Origin of the sequence: Micromonospora sp. WMMD1102 (assembly GCF_029626265.1) — a bacterium.
Lineage (GTDB): Bacteria > Actinomycetota > Actinomycetes > Mycobacteriales > Micromonosporaceae > Plantactinospora.
Genome location: NZ_JARUBN010000001.1, coordinates 2228560 through 2247614, shown reverse-complemented (window position 1 = coordinate 2247614; position 19055 = coordinate 2228560). Strand labels below are relative to the sequence as shown.

Annotated in this window: 15 protein-coding genes and 1 tRNA gene; 11 read left to right on the top strand and 5 right to left on the bottom strand. The window is 73.3% G+C overall.

The features are described from left to right. Window position 1 precedes the first annotated feature (1 nt). The 9 genes from O7626_RS10115 (at window position 2) to O7626_RS10075 (ending at window position 10253) form a co-directional block, all read left to right on the top strand. Window positions 2–2653 carry a hypothetical protein gene (locus O7626_RS10115; RefSeq protein WP_278060899.1) on the top strand — a complete coding sequence of 884 codons (2652 nt, stop codon included), beginning with the start codon at window positions 2–4 and terminating at the stop codon, window positions 2651–2653. Next, on the top strand, window positions 2650–3078 hold the full coding sequence (locus O7626_RS10110; protein ID WP_278060898.1) for a phage tail protein: 429 nt from the start codon (window positions 2650–2652) through the stop codon (window positions 3076–3078). The genes O7626_RS10115 and O7626_RS10110 overlap by 4 nt, the downstream gene beginning before the upstream one ends. A 41-nt stretch (window positions 3079–3119) precedes the next feature. Further along, window positions 3120–3887, top strand: a complete 768-nt coding sequence (locus O7626_RS10105; protein ID WP_278060897.1) for a LysM peptidoglycan-binding domain-containing protein — start codon at window positions 3120–3122, stop codon at window positions 3885–3887. A 5-nt stretch (window positions 3888–3892) separates the two neighbouring features. After that, window positions 3893–5710, top strand: a complete 1818-nt coding sequence (locus tag O7626_RS10100; RefSeq protein WP_278060896.1) for a VgrG-related protein — start codon at window positions 3893–3895, stop codon at window positions 5708–5710. Between the two features lie 28 nt (window positions 5711–5738). Continuing rightward, on the top strand, window positions 5739–6083 hold the full coding sequence (locus O7626_RS10095; protein WP_278060895.1) for a PAAR domain-containing protein: 345 nt from the start codon (window positions 5739–5741) through the stop codon (window positions 6081–6083). Window positions 6084–6088: 5 nt separating this feature from the next. Then, window positions 6089–6511 carry a GPW/gp25 family protein gene (locus O7626_RS10090; RefSeq protein ID WP_278060894.1) on the top strand — a complete coding sequence of 141 codons (423 nt, stop codon included), beginning with the start codon at window positions 6089–6091 and terminating at the stop codon, window positions 6509–6511. Continuing rightward, window positions 6511–8460 carry a putative baseplate assembly protein gene (locus O7626_RS10085; protein WP_278060893.1) on the top strand — a complete coding sequence of 650 codons (1950 nt, stop codon included), beginning with the start codon at window positions 6511–6513 and terminating at the stop codon, window positions 8458–8460. The genes O7626_RS10090 and O7626_RS10085 overlap by 1 nt, the downstream gene beginning before the upstream one ends. A gap of 31 nt (window positions 8461–8491) precedes the next feature. After that, entirely contained in the window at window positions 8492–9070 is a 579-nt protein-coding gene (locus tag O7626_RS10080; protein WP_278060892.1) for a phage tail protein, read from the top strand. Window positions 9071–9470: 400 nt separating this feature from the next. After that, window positions 9471–10253 carry a hypothetical protein gene (locus O7626_RS10075; protein WP_278060891.1) on the top strand — a complete coding sequence of 261 codons (783 nt, stop codon included), beginning with the start codon at window positions 9471–9473 and terminating at the stop codon, window positions 10251–10253. Between the two features lie 46 nt (window positions 10254–10299). Here the strand turns inward: O7626_RS10075 and O7626_RS10070 are convergent, their stop codons facing one another. Both O7626_RS10070 and O7626_RS10065 read right to left on the bottom strand, forming a co-directional pair. Further along, on the bottom strand, window positions 10300–11118 hold the full coding sequence (locus O7626_RS10070; RefSeq protein WP_278060890.1) for a BTAD domain-containing putative transcriptional regulator: 819 nt from the start codon (window positions 11116–11118) through the stop codon (window positions 10300–10302). A 336-nt stretch (window positions 11119–11454) separates the two neighbouring features. After that, window positions 11455–14331, bottom strand: a complete 2877-nt coding sequence (locus O7626_RS10065) for an AAA family ATPase (protein WP_278060889.1) — start codon at window positions 14329–14331, stop codon at window positions 11455–11457. A 577-nt stretch (window positions 14332–14908) separates the two neighbouring features. Between O7626_RS10065 and O7626_RS10060 the strand changes: the two genes are divergently transcribed. After that, window positions 14909–16294, top strand: a complete 1386-nt coding sequence (locus O7626_RS10060) for a PHB depolymerase family esterase (RefSeq protein WP_278060888.1) — start codon at window positions 14909–14911, stop codon at window positions 16292–16294. A gap of 278 nt (window positions 16295–16572) precedes the next feature. Here the strand turns inward: O7626_RS10060 and O7626_RS10055 are convergent. Further along, window positions 16573–16647, bottom strand: a tRNA-Val gene (locus O7626_RS10055). Between the two features lie 50 nt (window positions 16648–16697). Then, a complete protein-coding gene (locus tag O7626_RS10050; protein ID WP_278060887.1) occupies window positions 16698–17117 on the bottom strand; it encodes a TIGR02611 family protein in 420 nt (139 codons plus the stop codon). 472 nt (window positions 17118–17589) lie between these two features. Between O7626_RS10050 and O7626_RS10045 the strand changes: the two genes are divergently transcribed. After that, complete coding sequence (locus tag O7626_RS10045; protein ID WP_101365276.1) at window positions 17590–18021, top strand: SsgA family sporulation/cell division regulator; 432 nt, start codon at window positions 17590–17592, stop codon at window positions 18019–18021. 213 nt (window positions 18022–18234) lie between these two features. Here O7626_RS10045 and O7626_RS10040 read toward each other — a convergent pair whose 3' ends face one another. After that, complete coding sequence (locus tag O7626_RS10040) at window positions 18235–19011, bottom strand: glucose 1-dehydrogenase (RefSeq protein WP_278060886.1); 777 nt, start codon at window positions 19009–19011, stop codon at window positions 18235–18237. Window positions 19012–19055 lie beyond the last annotated feature (44 nt).

The following is a 19055-nucleotide window of genomic DNA, read 5'->3' as shown; positions in this document are numbered from 1 at the left end:
GATGGGCGTACGCGACCTGCTCCGGCGGTGGCGCGGACCGGCCCGGTCCACGGTGGACCTGACCCCGGAACCGGCTCCGGGACCGGGCCGGGACACCGCCGATCCGGGCTGGCGGGGGCTGCCACCGATGGCCGGTCTGGTCACCGGTGCCGAGGTGTCACTCAGCGACCCGGTCGGATTCCGTGGCCGGCTGGCCACCTGGCAGAACCCCGCCTTCCGGAGCCCACTGGCGCACCTGGTCAGCCCGGACGCGCCGAGCGGGGTGGCGTACGACCTGCTCCGTCCGCTGCCACCGGCGGCGGCGATGGCCCGGCCCGTGCTGCCGGTGCGTCGCGGGCCCGACCTGGGACCGCCGACCTCCCCGTCCCTCGGTGAACCGCCCGGCTCCGACGTCCGTCCGACAGCCGGGGCCGGAGGTGCACTCCCGACCGGTGCCGCCACGACGCCACCCGCCGGGGCGACGCCGGCACGTCCCTCCCCCGCTCGTCGGACCGGTACGCCATTGACGGTCGCGCGGGTCGCCGCCGCGCCTCGGCGACTGCCCGCTGTCTCGCCCGACCTCACGGGTCACCCCTTTCGGCCGTCGGCCGCCGCCGCCCGGCCCGGGGCGGACCGCGGCGGCTCCCTCGCGAACTCCGACGGTTCCGGCAACGCCTCGTCGGCGCCGGCCCGGGTGACGTCGCAGCGCAGCACGTCGCCCGTCGCCCCGGGCTCCTCCGCCACGGATCAGCCCCCGCCCCCGCCCGCGTTCGGGCCCGCCACGGCCACCCCGCCGCCGGTCGTCGCGGCTCCGGTCCGGCCGACCGGGCGTGGCGCGCCGCCCGACACACCGGCCGTGCCGGTGTCCCGGGCCCGCCGGACCGGCGCCTCGGCGCCGCGACTCGGGCTCGGCGAACCCATCGTGTTGCCGGCCCCCGACCCGGCCGCTCCGGCCACGGTGCCGACGGCGCTCCGGCTGGCCTCGAACCGCGCCGTGCCCCGGTCGACGCGTCCGGAGCCCGGTGCGGGCGCGTCCGGTGCGGGCGGCAGCGCCGGGGTGCCGCTACAGCGGTCCGGTGTGGAACGGGGCCGCAGCCTGTCGGCGGGCAGTGTGCCCGGCACGTCGGGGCGGAGCGGGACCTCGCCGGTCGACCATCCCGGCGTCCCGGCGGGCCCGGGCGGTCCGCCGGCCCACCGGCCGGGGCCGCCGTCCGGACCGCCCGTCGGCCTCGGTCCCCCGCTCGGCCCGGAGGCCCGGCCCCGGCTCGTGATCCGGCCCCGACCGCCGGCCACCTCCGAGCCCGCCCCGACCGACCCGCCCGGACCGTCGACCGCGCCGCCCCGCCGCCCCGCCGCCCCGCCCGAACTGTCCGAGCCGTCAGCGGTGCCCGCACTGCCGGGGACGCGCCCGGCCCCGAGGGACAGCGCGGCCACGGCAGGGTCTGACGCTCCGGGCCGAGCGGGCGCCGCCAAGGAGCGGATGGGCGACCGGAAGCAGCCGGTGCAACGGTCCGTCGAAGCGCATCCCGGGCTGCCGGTCGGCCGGCCGCATCCCGAGGGGCCCACCGGGCAGTCCCGCACCCGGCTGCCGGCCCCCCGACCGCAGTCCCCGCCGCCGAGCACCGTCCCGGCACCGCCGAGCACCGCCCCGGCGCAGCCGAGCACCGGCATGCCACCGGGCGGTGCCCGTCCGGGCGCGACGCCGTCGGGTCGAGCGGCTCCGTCCCAGGGTGCCGCCGGGACCGGACCGGCCGGCGGGCGGCCGGCCCTGGTTCCGCTGCTCGGCGGACGGCCCGGACTGCCGATCCTGCGCCGGACCGCCGCGAACCCGGCGGCACACCACGCGGACTCCGGAAGGACGAGGCCCGCCGAGCCGGCCACGAACCGGGACCCGGCAGTACCGGACCGGGCCGCCGCGATCGCCCGCAGCCCGGCCGGACCCGCGGTGCCGATCCGCTGGACCAGACCCCCCGGCAGCAGGTCGGACCCGTCGGCCAGCACCGCCACGACGACCGGCCGAACTCCGGCAACCAGCAGGGAGGTGCCCGGCATGGTGAGGCCCGCGGCGGTTTCCGCCGATGCCGGCATCCGGACCGCCCCGGTCCTGGGCCCTCGTCCGACGCGAGCGCGACCACTCCCCCGGCCCGGTGCCGGCCCGGCGCGGCCGGCATCCAGCGTCGCCGTGTCGGTGCCTCCGCCGCCCGTTCCGCTTCCGGCTGCCGGGCTCCGGCCGGCCCTGGCCGGCACCGCCGGGTCCAGGGTCGGAACGGGTCCTCGGGGTGTCGCCTCCGCCCGAACGGCCGACGCCGCGCTGCCGGTGCAGCGGACCTCCCGCGCCTCCACCGCCGGCGGCACAGCGCCGACGGCACCGACCCGGTCCGGACCGATCATCCAGAAGCGATCGACGCCGGCCAACCCACCGACCGCCAGCCGCACGGCGACCGCCGGGGGCAGCGGTGGGGCGGCAGGTCCCGACTCGGCGGGAGGTCGCCCGCGCGGCTTCTCGGGCCCGGGACGTGACGAGCGGGACAGCGCCGAACGGTTCCACCATCTCGACCGCCGGGCCCTGGACGAGCTCGCCCACCGCCTCGTCGAGCCGATCTCCCGGCTGCTGCGGGCCGAACTCCGGCTGGGCCGGGAGCGTACCGGTCGATGGTTGGACGGTGCCCGATGACCGGTACAGATCCGGGCACCAGCGTCCACTTTCGACTCCGCGTCGACGGGATCGACCTCGGCGACTGGAACTCGTGCGACGGGCTCGGCTGCGAGGTCGAGGTGGAACAGCACCAGGAGGGCGGCAACAACGGCTTCGTCTGGCAACTGCCGTCCCGGGTGCGCTACACCAACGTCACCCTCAGCCGGCCGCTGATCCCGGACACGGCCAAGGTGGCCCGCCTGCTCTCCGCCCTACCCCAGGGAATCACCCGGGGTACCGCCCAGATCGCGGCGCTGCGGCCCGACCGGGCACTGCTGGTGCAGTGGGGCCTGGCCGACGTCGTACTGGTCCGCTGGACCGGTCCGTCCTTCCGGCCCGATCTCTCCGAGGCGGCGACGGAGAGCATCGAACTCGCGTACAACGGTTTCCTGGAGGTGGGCTAAATGCCGCGACCAGGATGCCGGACCGGCGCGGCGGTGGCGCCGTGACCAGACCGACCGGCAAGGTCTCCGCGTTCCTCCAGCGCTACCAGCCGCCACCGGGCGGCGGCAACCGTCCCGGCGGCCCGCTCGGCGGCCCGATCGCCTTCATGTTCAACCCGAACCAGCTGACCCTTACCAAGTCGGCCGCCTGGATCCCGCACGTGGTCCGCGGCGCGGAGCAGGTCGGTGTTCCGGAGTTCAGCGGCTCGGAACCGCGCACCCTCGCCCTGACGGTGTTCCTCGACGTGACCGACACGCACAATCGCACCGTGCAGCAACGGGTCGAGAGCCTGCTGTCCTGCTGCACCCCGACCGCGGCCAGCATCGCGGCCAAGGCGCCGTCGCCACCGTGGGTGAAGTTCACCTGGGGCCAGTTCCAGACCGTCTCGTTCTACTCGTACGCCAGCCAGGTCACCGCGACCTACACCCTGTTCAACAGCTCCGGTACCCCGCTCCGGGCGACCTGCGACCTGAACCTGACCGAGATCAGCGGCAGCAAGCCCGGTCAGAACCCCACCTCCGGCGGCCGCTCCGCCCGACGGGTGCACCGGGTGGTGGACGGCGACTCGCTGCCGCTGCTGGCCCACCGGGAGTACGGCGACCCGACGGTGTGGCGGGTGATCGCCGAGGCGAACGATCTCGACGACCCGACCCGGCTCCGCCCCGGCACCGAGCTGCTGCTGCCCGCCGCCGACGAGTTCCCGCCCGTGCTCTCCCGCGACCTCGGCCCGCCGGCCATGACGGTCGCCCCCGCTGGCGAAGGTAGGTAGATCGCGTGTCCGAGGGGAACCTCACCAATCTGCTCAAGGTCGGCCTGCCGGTGGACGGGCTCCCCGATCCGTGGCCGGACGAGTTGGTGTACGGCTCCGTCGACGACGGCTCCGGCGTGCCGGCGGTGGCGACCCTGCGCTACCGCGACCCCGGATCCCTGCTGCTGCAACAGACCGGGGTCGCGATCGGCCGCAAGCTGACCGTGGCGGTGCGCACCGGGGACGGCAACGGCGAGACGGCGCTGTTCACCGGGGATGTGGTGACGGTCGAGACGGAGTTCGACGGCACCGGCACCTACACCACGATCCGGGCCATGGACCTGTCGCACCGGCTCATGCGCGGCCGGCGGGTCGCCAGCTACCGCAACCAGAAAGCCTCCGACCTCGCCAGGGACCTCGCCCGCTCCGCGGGCCTGCCGATCGGCCGGATAGATCCCACCACAGTGGTCTACGAGATGGTGTCGCAACCCAACGTCAGCGACTGGGAGTTCCTCACCATGCTGGCGGCCGACAACGACGCCGAGGTGGCGGTGGTCGACGGCCGGTTCGAGTTCCGTCGACCCGTCCGCGCCGCCTCCGCCCCGGGTCCGCAGACCACCGCCGAGCGCAGCGACTTCGTGGCGGAGGTGGACGGGAACGTGCTCACCATGCGCGCCACCGTCACCTCGGTCGGCCAGTTCACCGACGTGGAGGTGCGGGGCTGGGATCGCCGTACCCGCGAGCCGGTGGTCGGGCGCACCCCGGTGCGGGACAGCGACGAGGTGGGCATCCCGGTGACCGCCGGGGAGGTGGCGGCCCGGTTCGGCACGGCGGAGATGCTTGTCGCCGACGTGCCGTACGAAACCCTGGCCGAGGTCGGTACGGTGTCCCGCGCCCTGGCCGCCCAGGTGGCGGCCGGCCTCGCCGAACTCGAGGTGGCCGTCCGCGGCAACCCTCGACTGCGGGCCGGCGTGCCGTTCGCGCTGACCGGGGTGGGGCGGCCGTTCGCCGGCAAGTACACCGTGACCGCCAGTCGGCACGTGTTCGGCCCGGCGCGGTTCTACCAGACCTGGCTGACGGTCAGCAGCGGCCGGGACCGGTCGCTGTCCGGGCTGGCCGCCGGTGAGCTGTCCCCGGCCCGGTCGGCCCGGATGCCGGGACTGGCCATCGGCGTGGTCACCGACGTCAACGCCGCGCTGGACCGCAACCACCCGGAACGCCGGGACCGGGGCTGGGTCAGACTCCGGTTCCCGTGGCTGGACGACAAGTACGAGACCGACTGGGTCCGTACGGTGCAGCTGGGCGGGTTCGGCGGCGGCGGGGTCTGCTGCCCCGAGGTCGGCGACGAGGTGCTGGTCGGGTTCGAGCAGGGACTGCTCGACCGGCCGTACGTGGTCGGCGGGTTGTACAACGGCCTCGACCAGCCCTCGCCGCACGACATGCCGCTGGTCGACCCGACGAGCGGGGCGGTGAACCGGCTCTCGTTCGCCTCCCGGCAGGGTCGGGCGGCCGGCCGCCGGAGCACCGGCAACTGGGTGGAACTGCTCGACGGGCCCACCGTCGCCGACCCGCAGGGGGTGCGGTTGCGCACCAGCAGCGGCACCGACAACCTGCTGCTGCACCTGGACCGGGCCGGCACGTCGGTGGTGGTGCGCAGCGACGGCAGTGTGGTGATCGAGGCCAGGACCGAGGTCACCGTCGAGGGGACCCGGGGGGTGTCGGTCGAGTCGGGCGGGCCGGTCTCGGTCAGGGGCCGGGGCGTGTCGGTGGACGCCGGAGCCGGCGAACTGAAACTCACCGGGGCCAGCGTCTCCGTCAGCGGCCGGGTCGTCCGGATCAACTGAAGCGCGGAAGCGAGGGAGGAGAGCGGCGATGCCACCAGCAGCCCGGATCGGGGACAGGGTCGGCCACGGCGCGCCGACCGGTACCGTCGGACCGCCCGGCGCCGGCGCGCCGGTGCCGACCGGTGGACCCACGCTCGGCGTCTCCAGCGTGCTGATCGGCGGCCTGCCGGCCGCGGTGGTCGGCACGCTCTGCACCTGTCCGATCCCACCGCCGCACCTGGCGCTCGGGCCGGGCAACGTCGTGCTGCCCGGCCCGCCGCCGGTGCGCGGGCCGGTGCTGATCGGCGGCTTCCCCGCCGCCCGGATGGGCGACCGGACCACCTGCTCGGCGACGATCCTGACCGGCGCCGTCAACGTGCTCATCGGGGGCTGAGCAGGGTGGCGGAGCAGTTCGTCGGCGCCGGTTGGGCGTTCCCGCTCCGGCTGGACGCCGGCGGCGGCATCGCCCTGGTCAACCGGGAGCGGGAGATCGTCGAAGCGATCCGGCTGATCCTCGGTACCGCTCCCGGCGAGCGGCCGATGCGTCCCGAGTTCGGCTGCGGGGTGCACGACCACGTCTTCGCTCCGGCGGACGAGAACACCGCCGGGCAGATCGCCTTCGAGGTGCGGGCCGCGCTGGACCGCTGGGAGCCGCGGATCGAGGTCACCGACGTGCTGGTGGGCTTCGACGAGGTGGAGGTCGGCACCCTCTACATCGACATCCGCTATCTGGTCCGGGGCACCAACGATCCGCGCAACCTGGTCTTCCCGTTCTACGTGATCCCGTCGCACGACGGGCCCGAGACGGAGGCAACGGACTGATGGCCCTGCCCGCGCCCAACCTCGACGACCGCCGCTTCCAGCACCTCGTCGACGACGCCAAGCGCTTCATCCAGCAGCGCTGTCCGGAGTGGACGGACCACAACGTGTCCGACCCGGGCGTCACCCTGATCGAGGCGTTCGCACAGATGACGGACGAGCTGCTGTACCGGTTGAACCGGGTACCGGAGAAGAACTACCTGGCCTTCCTCGACCTGATCGGCGTCCGGCTCTTCCCGCCGACCGCCGCCCGGGCCGACCTCACGTTCTGGCTCGCCGCCCCGCAGGCCGAGGCGGTGCTGCTGCGGGCCGGCACCGAGGCCGGGACGGTCCGTACCGAGACGGAGGAGGCCATCGTCTTCGCCACCGCCGCCGACCTGGCGATCGTGCCGTGCGAGCTGGCCCACCTGCGCGTCCATCCCGCCGACGGTCCGGCGGTCGACCGTACCGACCAGGTGTGGGACGGCCGGGACGTGTCCTGTTTCTCCGCCACGCCCACGGTCGGCGACGCCCTGCTGCTCGGCCTGGACTCGGCGGTACCGTCCTGCGCGGTGGTGCTGCGCCTGGAGAGCCGGGTCGAGGGCATCGGGGTCGACCCCCGGCAGCCGCCGCTGCGCTGGGAGGCGTGGAACGGCGCCGGCTGGATGGAGTGCGAGGTCGACCGCGACTCCACCGGTGGGCTCAACCGACCCGGCGACGTGGTGCTGCACGTCCCGGCTGGGCACACCGGCTCCACCGTCGGCGGCCAGCACGCCGGCTGGCTGCGGTGCCGGCTGGTGGCCGCCGAGCCCGGCCAGCCGTTCTACTCGGCGTCCCCGACGATCCGGGCCGCGTCGGCCTTCACGATCGGCGGCACGGTCGCGGCCGTGCACGCCGAGACGGTGGTCGGCGAGTTCCTCGGCGAGTCCGAGGGGGTGCCGGGGCAACGCTTCCGGGTGCTCCGTCCGCCGGTGGTCCCGGACGACGAGCCGTTCCTGGTCGAGGTCTCCGACGGCACCGGCTGGCAGGAGTGGGTCGAGGTGGACGCGTTCGGCGGGACAGGTCCGGACGAGCGGTGCGTGACGGTGGACCGGACCACCGGCGAGGTGGCGTTCGGCCCCGCCGTCCGCGAACCCGACGGCACGCTCCGCCGGTACGGCGCGGTGCCGCCGAACGGTGCCCGGTTGCGGGTCCGCCGGTACCGCACCGGCGGCGGGCGACGCGGGAACGTGGCCCGGGGCGCGATCTCGATGCTGCGCAGCTCGGTGCCGTACGTGAGCCGGGTGGAGAACCGGGAGGCCGCCGCCGGCGGGGTGGACGGCGAGTCGGTACAGAGCGCCTGCCGGCGTGGTCCGGTGCAGCTGCGGGCCCAGGACCGGGCGGTCACCGCGCGCGACTACGAGCTGATCGCCGGAGAGGCGGTGCCGGCCGCGGCCCGGATCCGCTGCCTGCCAGCCGGGGACGGCGCCGACGCCGGCGGGGTACGCGTCCTCGTCGTGCCCGAGGCGGTCGCGGACGCGGGTGACCGACTGCGTTTCGAGCAGCTGATCCCGCCCGACGACATGCTCGCGACCGTTGCCGAGCACCTCGACGCCCGCCGTCCCATCGGGGTACGCCTGGCCGTGGAGCCCCCCTTCTACCAGGGCGTCACCGTCGCGGCCCGGCTGACCGCCCGGCCCGGGGCAGCCGTCGAGCGGCTCCGGACCGCCGCGCTGGACGCGCTCTACGGCTATCTCAACCCGCTGCGTGGCGGGCCGGACGGGTCGGGCTGGCCGTTCGGCCGGCCGGTGCAGTCCGGCGAGCTGTTCGGAGTGCTCCAGCAGCTGCCCGGTGTCGCGTTGGTCGAGGAGGTGCTGCTCTTCTCCGCCGACCCGGTCTCCGGCCGGCGCGGTGCGGCGACACCCCGGGTCGCCCTCGACCCGCACGCGCTGGTCTTCTCCTACGAGCATCAGGTCCGGGTGGAGGAACGCTGATTCCGGCCCCGGCCGGAGAGAGGAGCGTCCCATGCGTGGCGCGGTGCCGGGTCTCGGCACACCACATCCGTTCGGCAGTCGACTGCCGGCGATCTACGGCAGCGACGAGCTGGCCGGGCGGCTGCTGGCCGCCTTCGACGAGGTGCTGGCCCCGGTGCACTCGACGCTGGACAATCTCGCCGCCTATCTGGACCCCCGACTGGCCCCGGCCGACTTCGTCGACTGGCTCGCCGGCTGGGTGGCGGCCGAGACGGCGCCGGGGTGGACGGTGCGGCAGCGTCGCGAGGCGGTGGCCAGCGCGGTGGCCCTGCACCGGGTACGCGGCACGGCGCGGGGCCTGGCCGAGCAGGTACGGACGGTCTTCGGGGTACGGCCGGAGGTGACCGAGAACGGCGGTACGGCCTGGTCGTCGACACCGGGCGGGCCGCTTCCGGGTACGGCGGCGCCCGCCCTGACGGTGACGGTGCGGGTGCCCGACCCCGACCTGGTTCCGCTGGCCCGGCTGCGGGCTCTGGTAGAGGCCAACCGGCCCGCGCACGTGCCGTGCACGGTCCGGGTGGTCGTCGAAGCCGACGGGGTACGCGGGAGTGACGACGATGGAACGTTGTGACCGGTGCGCGCCGGCCGAACCCGGCGGTGCCTTCTGCGCGGTCTGCGGATCCTTTCTAGAGTGGGAACAGACCGCGGACGCGCTGCCTCCGGGCCGGCCGTCGACTCCGCCCCCTGCCGTCCGGCCCTCGGCCACGGCGGTCCCTCCGGCGGGTCACCGGACGGGAGCGGAGCCCACGGGCCCCCGACAAGCGGGAACCACGGGCCAGCGGACCAAAGCGGGACCCACGCGCCCCACGCAAGCGGAAACCACGGGCCAGCGGCCCGAGGCGGGAACCACGGCCGAGGCGGGAACCACGGCGCAGGCCGGGACGGCGGCACAGGCCGGGGCGGCGGCGGACCGGGGGGCGGGCTCGGTCGTGGAGGCTGTCCAGCCTGCTCGGCCGCGGGTCCGCCGACCCGTGGTACGACAACGCCCGCCCGAGCCGGACGAGGGTTCCGGCGACGTCGTCTGCCCGGCCTGTGCGACCGGCAACCCACGCGACCGGAGATTCTGCCGGCGGTGCGGCGCGGCCCTCGGCGCCGCCCGCCCCGGGTCGACGGTCCGGCTGTCGTGGTGGCGTCGGCTCTGCCGGGTTCTGCTCCGGGCGGCGCGGTGGTTGGTCCGGCGCCGCTCGGGCGGCTGGGGTCTGGTCCACCGGATCGGCATCCTGCTGCTCGCCGTCGCCCTGCTCGTCGGCCTCGGCTACGGCGTGGTCCGGCTCGGCGCCCGGGGCAGCGACGCCGTACGTGACCGGCTCGTCGATCCGGAACCGGTGAGTCCGGTGTCGGTCCGCGCGTCGAGCCAGGCGCGGAACCACGCCGCGGAGCTGGTCGTGGACGGAATCAGCAACACCTACTGGGCACCGGCCGGGACCGGCGCGGGGCACGGCGAGTACGTGGAACTGACCTTCGGCACGCCGATCCGGCTGCTCGACCTGATCGTCCATTCCGGTGTGTCGGCCCAGCGCGACGTGTTCCTGCGGCAGGCCCGACCGGCGGAGCTGGAACTAACCGTCTGGACCGGTCGGACCGGCCCGGAAACCACCACGTTGCGGCTTGCCGACCAGGCCGGTCCGCAAACCTTCCGCCGGGTCTTCCCGGACGTGGTGCGGATCCGGTTGACCGTCCGCCAGAACTACGGCGGCGCGGCCGACCGCCGTACCGCGATCGCCGAGGTGGAGGTCTTCCGCCGTCCCGGCTGAGGACGCACGGCCGCTCTCACGCGGCCCAGGCCGGTTGCGGCCGCTCTCACGCGGCCCAGGCCGGTCCGGGCACGCCGAGCGTCCGCAACACCCGGCCGTACGCGCTGCGGGTCCGCGCGGCCGCCGCCGCGTCGCCGGAACGCTGGTGCGCCTCGACCAGTACCCGCCAGGCGTCGTCACGGAAGCCGTCGATCTCCAGTCCGCGCCGCGCCGCCGCGACCGCCCCGGCCAGGTGCCCCGCCTCCAGTTCGAGCGCGGCGAGCGTCGCCGCCGACTCCGCCGCCAACGTGCGGTAGCGGTCGCGTTCGGCCACGACCCACTCCACCGGCCCGTCCTCCGGCAGCAGGTCGCCCGCGTACTGGGCGAGGGCCTCCCGCAGGGCGGCCGCCTCGACGCGACGCTGTCCCGTACCGACGGTCCGGCGCCAGGCCGCGATCGCCTCCTCGAACGAGCGCACGTCGCAGAGCGCGGCACGTGGCAGCGCCAGCCGGTAGGACTCGCCGTCACGCCGGACGAGCGTGGACTGTCCGCGCCGCACGCCTGGTTCGAGGAACGCCCGGAGCGTGGAGACGCCCACGTGCAGGTTGCGAATGCCGGACCCGACCGGTAGTTCCGGCCAGAGCGCCGCCAGGATGATCTCACGGTGCACCGGCCGTCCTCCGTGTGCGGCCAGGAAGCGGAGCAGGGCCCGGACCCTCGGCCGGACCGTCGTCCAGTCCAACTGCCGGCCCGGGATCCTCAACTCGAACCCGCCGAGGCAGCGCACCACGAGCGGCGGACCGGCGTACGCCGACGGCGGTCCGGTCTCCGGCGCCGGCTGCTCGGCCGCCCGACTCCGGAACGTCTGCTGAGTCGAATATCCCATCTCGGAACTCCTCCTCCTGGCGTCGGTCGCCCTCGCGTAGACCCAGCCTGGGCCAGCGGGCCGCCGTGGACATCGGTTAGTTGACGTGCACCGGTCCGGCCTCGGCGGTGGCCGGATCCCCGCCCCGGCCGCTGCCCGTCATGTCCAGCCCGCACCTCGGGCTGGCCGCCGGCCCGGGTCGGCAACCTGACCGACGGACGTGCCGGCGGTGTCGCCCGAGCCCGGCACCCCGGCGAAACCGTCCGGTCCGGCGCCGGCTACTCCACGTCAGATGACGGATGTCCCCGGCGGAGGAGCCATCCGCCGTCGCCCCGACCGGGCGGTGGTGTCCGGGCGTCAGACTCCACCGTCGGCGACGGTCTCCCGGCGCAACGCCTCCCGGGCGATCTCCACCCGGCTCCGTACGCCGAGCTTGCCGAGGACGTGCGAGATGTGGGTCTGCACGGTGCGTCGGGAGAGATACATCTCCCGGGCGATGTCCGGTGTGGACCGTCCCTCGGCGACCAGGACGGCCACCCGGGTCTCGGTCGGGGTGAGCGCCTCCCAGCCGATCTGTGCACGCGCCGGCCGGGGACCGCGGACACCCCGACGCACGCCGGCGCGGCGGAGCCGGCCCTCGGCCCGACGGATGTCCCAGAGCGCCCCGAGCGCGTCGTACCGGTCGATCACCTCGCCCAGCAGCGTCCTCGCCTCGGCCTGCCGGCCGCCCACGGCGAGCACCGCGGCCAGGTCCTCCAGCGTCCCGGTCAACTCGACAGGTGAACCGACCGACCGGTAGTACGCGACCGCCTCGTGCAGCGGCGCCGGATCCGCGTCGAGCAGGCCCTGACACCGGCGCACCGCCGCGGCGGCCCGACCCGGCCGGGACTCCGCCTCGGCCTCGGCCCGGCAGGCCAGCAACGCCGCCCGCGCCGCCGCCCGGTCGTCGACCGCCGCCGCGAGTCGGACCAGCTCGGGCATCCACTGGTGCAGCAGGGTCATCTCGCCGGGTGCGCGTTCCAGGAGCGCCGCCAGCAGCGACAGCGCCCGCGCCGGCTCCCCCTCCTGCTCGGCCGCGAGCGCGCGGGCGGCGAGCAGGAAGTCCCGGTTCTCCCGGTCGGCGACGGTCCGGACGGGAAGCGCGAGACCCGCCCGGAGGTGTTCGGCCGCCGTGCCGTTCTCACCCCGGTGTCCGGCGATGAACGCGGCGACACCGTGCCGGAGCAACGCCGGTCCCCGCTCACGCAGCCCGGAGTAGGTGATACCGGCGGTGTCGCGGTCGACGGTGTCGAGTTCGGCCAGGGCGTCGTCCCACCGACCGAGCCAGTACAACAACACGGCCGCGGTGAGCGCCGAGACGCCCTGGCCGGATCCGGCGGCCCGCTGACCCAGGTCGCGGGCTCGGCGCAGGGTCGCCTCCGCCTCCGGCCAGCGATCGAGGTTCTGCAGGCTGAAGATCCGGCCGTCGAAGGCGAAGGTCCGCAGGTCGGTGTGTTCGGGTGCGTCACCCAGCACCATCAGTGCCCGGTCGACGTAGCCGAGCGCGGCGTCGTGGTCCCGCCGGATCGAGTGCGTCAGCCACAGGTCGGTCAACGCGTAGGCGGTGGCGAACGCGTCCCCGGCGTCCTCTCCCACCCGCAGCGCCTGACGCGCGGTGCCGTCGGCGGTGTCCAGGTCGCCGGTACTGGCCCGCTCGAACATCGACAGCGAGGCCAACAGGCGGGCCCGCCAGACCGCCGGTACGTCCGGGCGGCCGAGCGCACTCCGGACCACGTCCACGGCCTCCTCGTTGCGACCCTGGTGGAACAGTGTGCGGGCCAGGATCGAGGACATCTCGACCCGGTGCTCGGGCCGGGTCGCCACGGCGAGCGCCTGCCGGGCCCGTTCGGCGGCCTCCGGATGGCGGCCGGCACCGAGCAGTACCCGGGCGAGTTCGACGGTCAGCGCGGCCCGGTCGGTCCGGTCGAGTTGACTCGCCTCCAGCTCCCGCTGGAGGAGTTCCATCGCGATGTCCGGGGCGTGGGCGGACAGTGCCGGTGCCGCCTCCACCACCCAGCTACGTGTCCACTCGTCACCCGGGCGGCCGGCCGCCAGCAGTTGCTGGGCCACCCGCAGCGGTTCGGCACCGGCCGTCGCCAGCGCCTTCGCCGCCTCGCAGTGCAGCGCCGCCCGCAGTGCGGCCGGCACGCTGTCGTAGAGGGCCTGTCGGATCAGCGGATGCCGGAAGGCGAGTTGGTCGCCGACGCCGACGACGATGCCGGCCGCGACCGCGTCCTGCAAGCCCTCGGCCAGGTCCGAGGCCGTGCGCCGCAGCAGTGCGGCGAGATCGGTGACCGCGAACTCGCCGCCGAGCAGGGAGGCGGTGCGCAGCATCTGGGCGGTCGCCACCGAGACCACGCTGAGCCGGTCGCTCAGCGCGGCGGTGAAGGAGGCCGGAACCCGCTCGAACGCGTCGTCGGAGAGTTCGCCCTCGGCCACCGCGGTGCCGGCCGTCTGCTCGCGCGCCAGGGCGTCGAGCAGTTCACGCAGGTACAACGGGTTGCCCATGGCCCGCCCGAGCAGACGGTTGAGCGCGGGTCCCGGTGGCATCCCGAGCATTCCGGTGACCAGGGCCCGGACGTCGTCGGCGCCGAGCGCGCCGAGCGGGAGCAGGGTGCCGCCACGGCGCAGCGTCGCCGCCCGCAGCGTCTGCACGTCCTGCCGGGCCGGTACCGGACGGGTGGCGCTGACCAGCAGGAGCGGAAGTTCCTCGGCGGCCAGGGCGAGCCGGTGCCACAGCATCAACGACGCTTCGTCCGCCCATTGCAGATCGTCGAGAACCAGCACGGTGGGCGTGTCGGTGGAGAGTTCGTCGACGAGCGCCACGAGCATCTCGGTGGCGGTGTAGGCGACGTCGTCCGCGGCGAACAGCCCCGGTCGGCGGTCCTGGAGGAATTCGGCTATCCGCGCCCGGCGGGGATCCGGTGAGCGCGGCCGCACCTGGAGGCAGTCCAGCATCACCCGCAGCGGAAAACGGTGGGACAACTGGTCCGCGGTGCCCCACAACAGCTCGCGGCGCCGAAACCCGCCTCTGGTGAGGCCGGCGGCCACCAGGGAGGACTTGCCGATGCCGGCCTCGCCTTCCACCCAGAGCACCGATCCCCGGCCCTGACGGGTGGCCTCGACGGCCGTGTGCAGTGCCGCCAGCTCCTTCTCCCGGCCGGCCCAGACGGTCGGCAGCTCAACTGGGAACATGACGACGACGCACGCCCGGAATGGAAGAAGGAGCGACAGTCACGAGGATATGCTAGCCGACGACCCGGGATGCATCCATCAACGGCTATTGCTATCCAATGATGTAACAAACAATTATTGGAGTCGTTCCGCGCCGAAGAATCCGAGGTCGCGCCCGGTGCACCGTACCGTTCGAGAACTCGGTTTCGCGCAAACGGCCCGCTCGTACTCGTCGATCAACCGTGGCCAGCCTTCCGTGCGGGGTACTCGGCAGCGCCCGTGTCGCCGCACCTGCGCCGCGTCGGCGGGAACCGCACGTCGGCGAGTCCCGTCTGTGACTGGTGCGAGCCCGGCGGTTCCACCGTGTCGGGCGCGTAACGCCTGGTACGACGGGTCACGGGCGGCGTCGGGGGCGACCGCCTTCGGCTTCCTCGGCGGCAGTGTCCGGTCATCCGGGTCACCCTCCTGCACCGGCCCGTGACCCGGCCGACTTCTCGGGCGGGATCCACTCAGGCGTCAGAACACGTTAGACACTTACTTGACGGTCGTCACTGACATGCCTAAGGTCTCTAGATATACGAATATCGATGGAGGTGCCATGTCACGAACCAGGGCGGCGCTGGTAGCGTCCGCCAGCGCCGTGCTCCTCGCGGTCGGGGGCGTTGCCCTGTCCCCGCCGGCGTCCGCCGCGTCGCTGGTCGAGGTGACCAACTTCGGCAACAACCCCGGCGGCATGCGAATGCACATCTACGTCCCCGACAACCACCCGGCCAACCCACCGATCGTCGTCGCCATGCACGGCTGCGGCGGCTCCGGACCAGGCTTCTACTCAGGCAGCGAATTCGCCTCACTGTCCAACCAGTACGGCTTCATCGTCATCTACCCCTCCGCCATGCAGGAAGCCGGCTTCGGCAGATGCTTCGACACCTGGTCGGACGCATCCAAACGGCGCGGCGGCGGCAGCGACCCCGTCTCCATCGAATCCATGGTCAACTACGCCCGCACCCAACACGGCGGCGACATCAACCGGGTCTACGCCACCGGCAGCTCCTCCGGCGGCATGATGACCCAGCACATGCTCGCCGTCTACCCCGACCTGTTCAAAGCCGGCGCATCCTTCATGGGCGTACCCTTCGGCTGCTTCGCCAACGCAGCCGCCTACCCACCCGGCGGCCCCTGCACCAACGGCACCATGAACCGCACCCCCCAGGAATGGGGCAACCTCGTCCGCGCCGCCCACCCCAGCTTCACCGGCACCCGCCCGCCGATCCAGCTGTGGCACGGCACCAACGACACCCTCGTCCCCTACTCGCTACTCCAGGAATCCATCGAGCAGTGGACCAACGTGCACGGACTGAGCCAGACCCCGACGTCCACCGACACCCCGCAGGCCAACTGGAACCGCCGCCGCTTCGGCACCCAGGTCGAGGCATACGCCATCCAGGGCGCCGGGCACAGCCTCCCGTCCAGCGGCATGGCCCGGGTCGCGATCCAGTTCTTCGGCCTCGACCGCGCCGCACCGACCACCCCACCGGGAAACCCGACCACGCCCCCGGGAAACCCGACCACGCCGCCGGTCACCCCCACCGCCACGCCCACCCTGCCGCCGGGCTCCGCCGCCCAGATCGTCGGCGCGCAGTCGGGCCGGTGCGTCGACGTACCCTCGCGTACCAACGGCACCCGGGTGCGGCTCTACGACTGCAACCGGCAGGTCCAGCAGTCCTGGACGTACACCTCGGACAAACAACTACGGGTGTACGGAGACATGTGTCTGGACGCGGCGGGCTCCGGCAACGGCGCGGCGGTGCAGATCTACAGCTGCCACAGCCAGACCAACCAGCAGTGGAACGTCAACTCCAACGGCACCATCACCGGCGTGCAGTCCGGGCGGTGCCTGGACGTCTGGAGCACGGCCAACGGTGCGCAGATCCAGATCTACGACTGCCACGGACAGACCAACCAGCGGTTCAACCTGGTCCCCTGACCAGCTGAACCTGACCGACCCGACGAACACCCTGTTCATCCGCGTGCGGATCCGCAAGCTGCTGAGCGAGATCCAGCACGGCTGAGACAGGCCGACCGGAAGCGGCGGGCTCGGCAGGACGCCGAGCCCGCCGCTTCCGACCCGCACCGTCGCGTCCCCGGCCGGTCGACCCGCCACGGCCAGCGCGGCGGGCAGCAACACGTACCCCACCGTAGGGGCAGAACCAGAACGGCTCGTTACCGAAAATTCGGTAACGAGCCGTGAACTGACACATCGGGTGGTGGGCGATACTGGGATCGAACCAGTGACCTCTTCGGTGTGAACGAAGCGCTCTCCCGCTGAGCTAATCGCCCTCAGCGCGGACGACTGTACCTGATCGGTCGGAGTCCGCGCGACTTCGGGGTCAGTGCGTCGCGATGTAGTGCATGAACCTGGCGATCAGGTCGATGCCGAAGCTGGCCCGTACCGACAGCCAGACGACCGCAGAGACGAACACCAGCCCGACCGAACCGATGACGAACCTGGCCAAGAGGGACTGTTCGCGTACCCAACGTGCCCAGCTCTGTACGTGCCGACGGGTGAAGTTGAGCAGCCGTCTGGCCCAGTGGAACTCCACCGCCCAGATACCCAGACCGCCGATCACGATCAGCCAGCCCGGACCGGGCAGCGGAATCAACGCGAGACCGAGTGTGACGACGATCGCACCGGCGAGCGCCACGAAGACCTTCAACGCGATGCGGCCGGTCGGATTCGCTCGGATGATCTCCAGGGTCCGGCGTACCCGTTGCCGCCGGGTCTGCGTCACCAACGGCTCCAGCGGCACCTCGGCACCCGTCTCCGTGGGTGCTCCCGTCGCAGGTCCGGGCCGGTCCCCCCGTGGGACGCGCTCGCTTCCCGGCACGTCGTACCTCCGCTCTTCGACCGCCCCCGCGACGCCGGAGCGGACCCCGGCGTCGGCCCCGTTCGCCCGCCACGTACCCGGCAGGGCAGCTTTCTCCATTGAGGATGGATTCGTAGCCATTTCAACCCCCAGTGTGGCTCCGCCCGTCACTCAACAGGACGACTGGACGTTACCGGAGTGAGTCGACGGCTGAACCATCCGGCACCGGGTGGGATCGAGTACCTGGGCAGAACTGGACATCCTACATAAAGATTCGATTTCGATCGGGAGCTAGGAAGCCTCTTCCCACTACTGGGTGATATCAGCGTATGGCGGAGCGTAACCATGAGTAGCAGCTGAGGATGGGAAAGGCGGGACACATACGTCCCGCAGCGGTGCCGGGGGGAGAACGTCCATGAGTGTCATCCGACCGACCACGGTCGAGGTCGAGACGTCGTTAAGGCTCGTTGCACCTGATGCCACGGCTCTGCCGGTGCGCGCCAGCCTGCGCTACGACCCAGCCGACCCGTACGCGGTTCATGTCCTGTTCCACGCGGAATCCGCCGGAGGCGAAGCGGTCAGCTGGTCCTTCGCGCGGGAACTGCTCGTCACCGGCCTCGATGAGCCAGCCGGGATCGGCGACGTCCGGGTCTGGCCCTGGGCCACCCCCCGGGGCGACTTCGTCGCGCTCGCACTCTCATCACCGGACGGTAACGCACTGTTCGAGGTGCCACGTAGCGTCCTGGTCAGGTTCCTGCGCCGGACGTACGTGGTGGTCCCCCGAGGCCGGGAGGGCGACCACCTCGACGTCGACACGGCGGTCAACCGGCTGCTGGCCGGCCGCTGACCACTGCCGACGACGGCCTCGCCGGCCGGCAGGCCGGGGCCCGGGAGCGCCAGACCACGCCGCTCCCGGGAGCACCACAGGCTGATCGGGACCCACCACGCCGCGCGGACCACTGCCGAGGTCCGCGCGGCGTCTGTACGCGGATCACGGGGTTACGGGTTACCGACAGCGGTGACCGATTAAGTGAGATATACGGTTACGCAGAGTGATATGTCAGCCGTGCGTGGTGATGCCCCCGTCGACCGGAATGACCGCTCCAGTGAGGTACGCCCCGGCGCGCGACGCGAGGTAGATCGCCGCTCCGGCCATGTCGTCGGGCCGGCCGATCCGGCCGAGCGGCACCTGGTGCTCGATCGTCGCCCGGGTCGCCGGGTCGTCCAGCGCGAACGCCATCATCTTGCTCTCGAACGGGCCGGGCGCGATCGCGTTCACCGTGATGTGCTCCGGGGCGAGCTGATGGGCCAGGCTCCGGGTCAGCATGTGCACCGCCGCCTTGGTGGCCGAGTAGGCGTACACCTCCATCCATGGGACCCGGATGCCGTCGATCGACCCGATGTTGATCACCCGAGCCGGGTCGTCGGCACTCGCCGAGGCGCGCAGCGCGGGCAGCAGGGCGGTGGTCAGCTGGAAGACCGCCTTGACGTTCACCGCCCACAGCTTGTCGAAGGCACTCTCCGGATACGCCTCCAGCGGCGCCCCCCAGGTCGCACCGGCGTTGTTGACCAGTACGTCCAGGGTCGGCACCCGGGCCAGGACCTCCTCGGCGAGCCGGGCCGCCCCGGCCGCGCTGGAGACGTCCGCCGGGACCGCCTCGCAGCGGCCGAGTTCGGAGAGCTGCGCGGCGACCTCGGCGCACACCTCCGCCTTCCGGGACGAGATGATCACCTGGGCGCCCGCCTCGACGAATCCCCGGGCGATCATGAGGCCGATCCCCCGGGTACCGCCGGTGACCAGTACCGCCTTGTCCCGCACCGAGAACAGATCTGGCATGCGCACCTCTGGAGGCCGTGGGTCGGCCGGCACCGGAGTGCCGA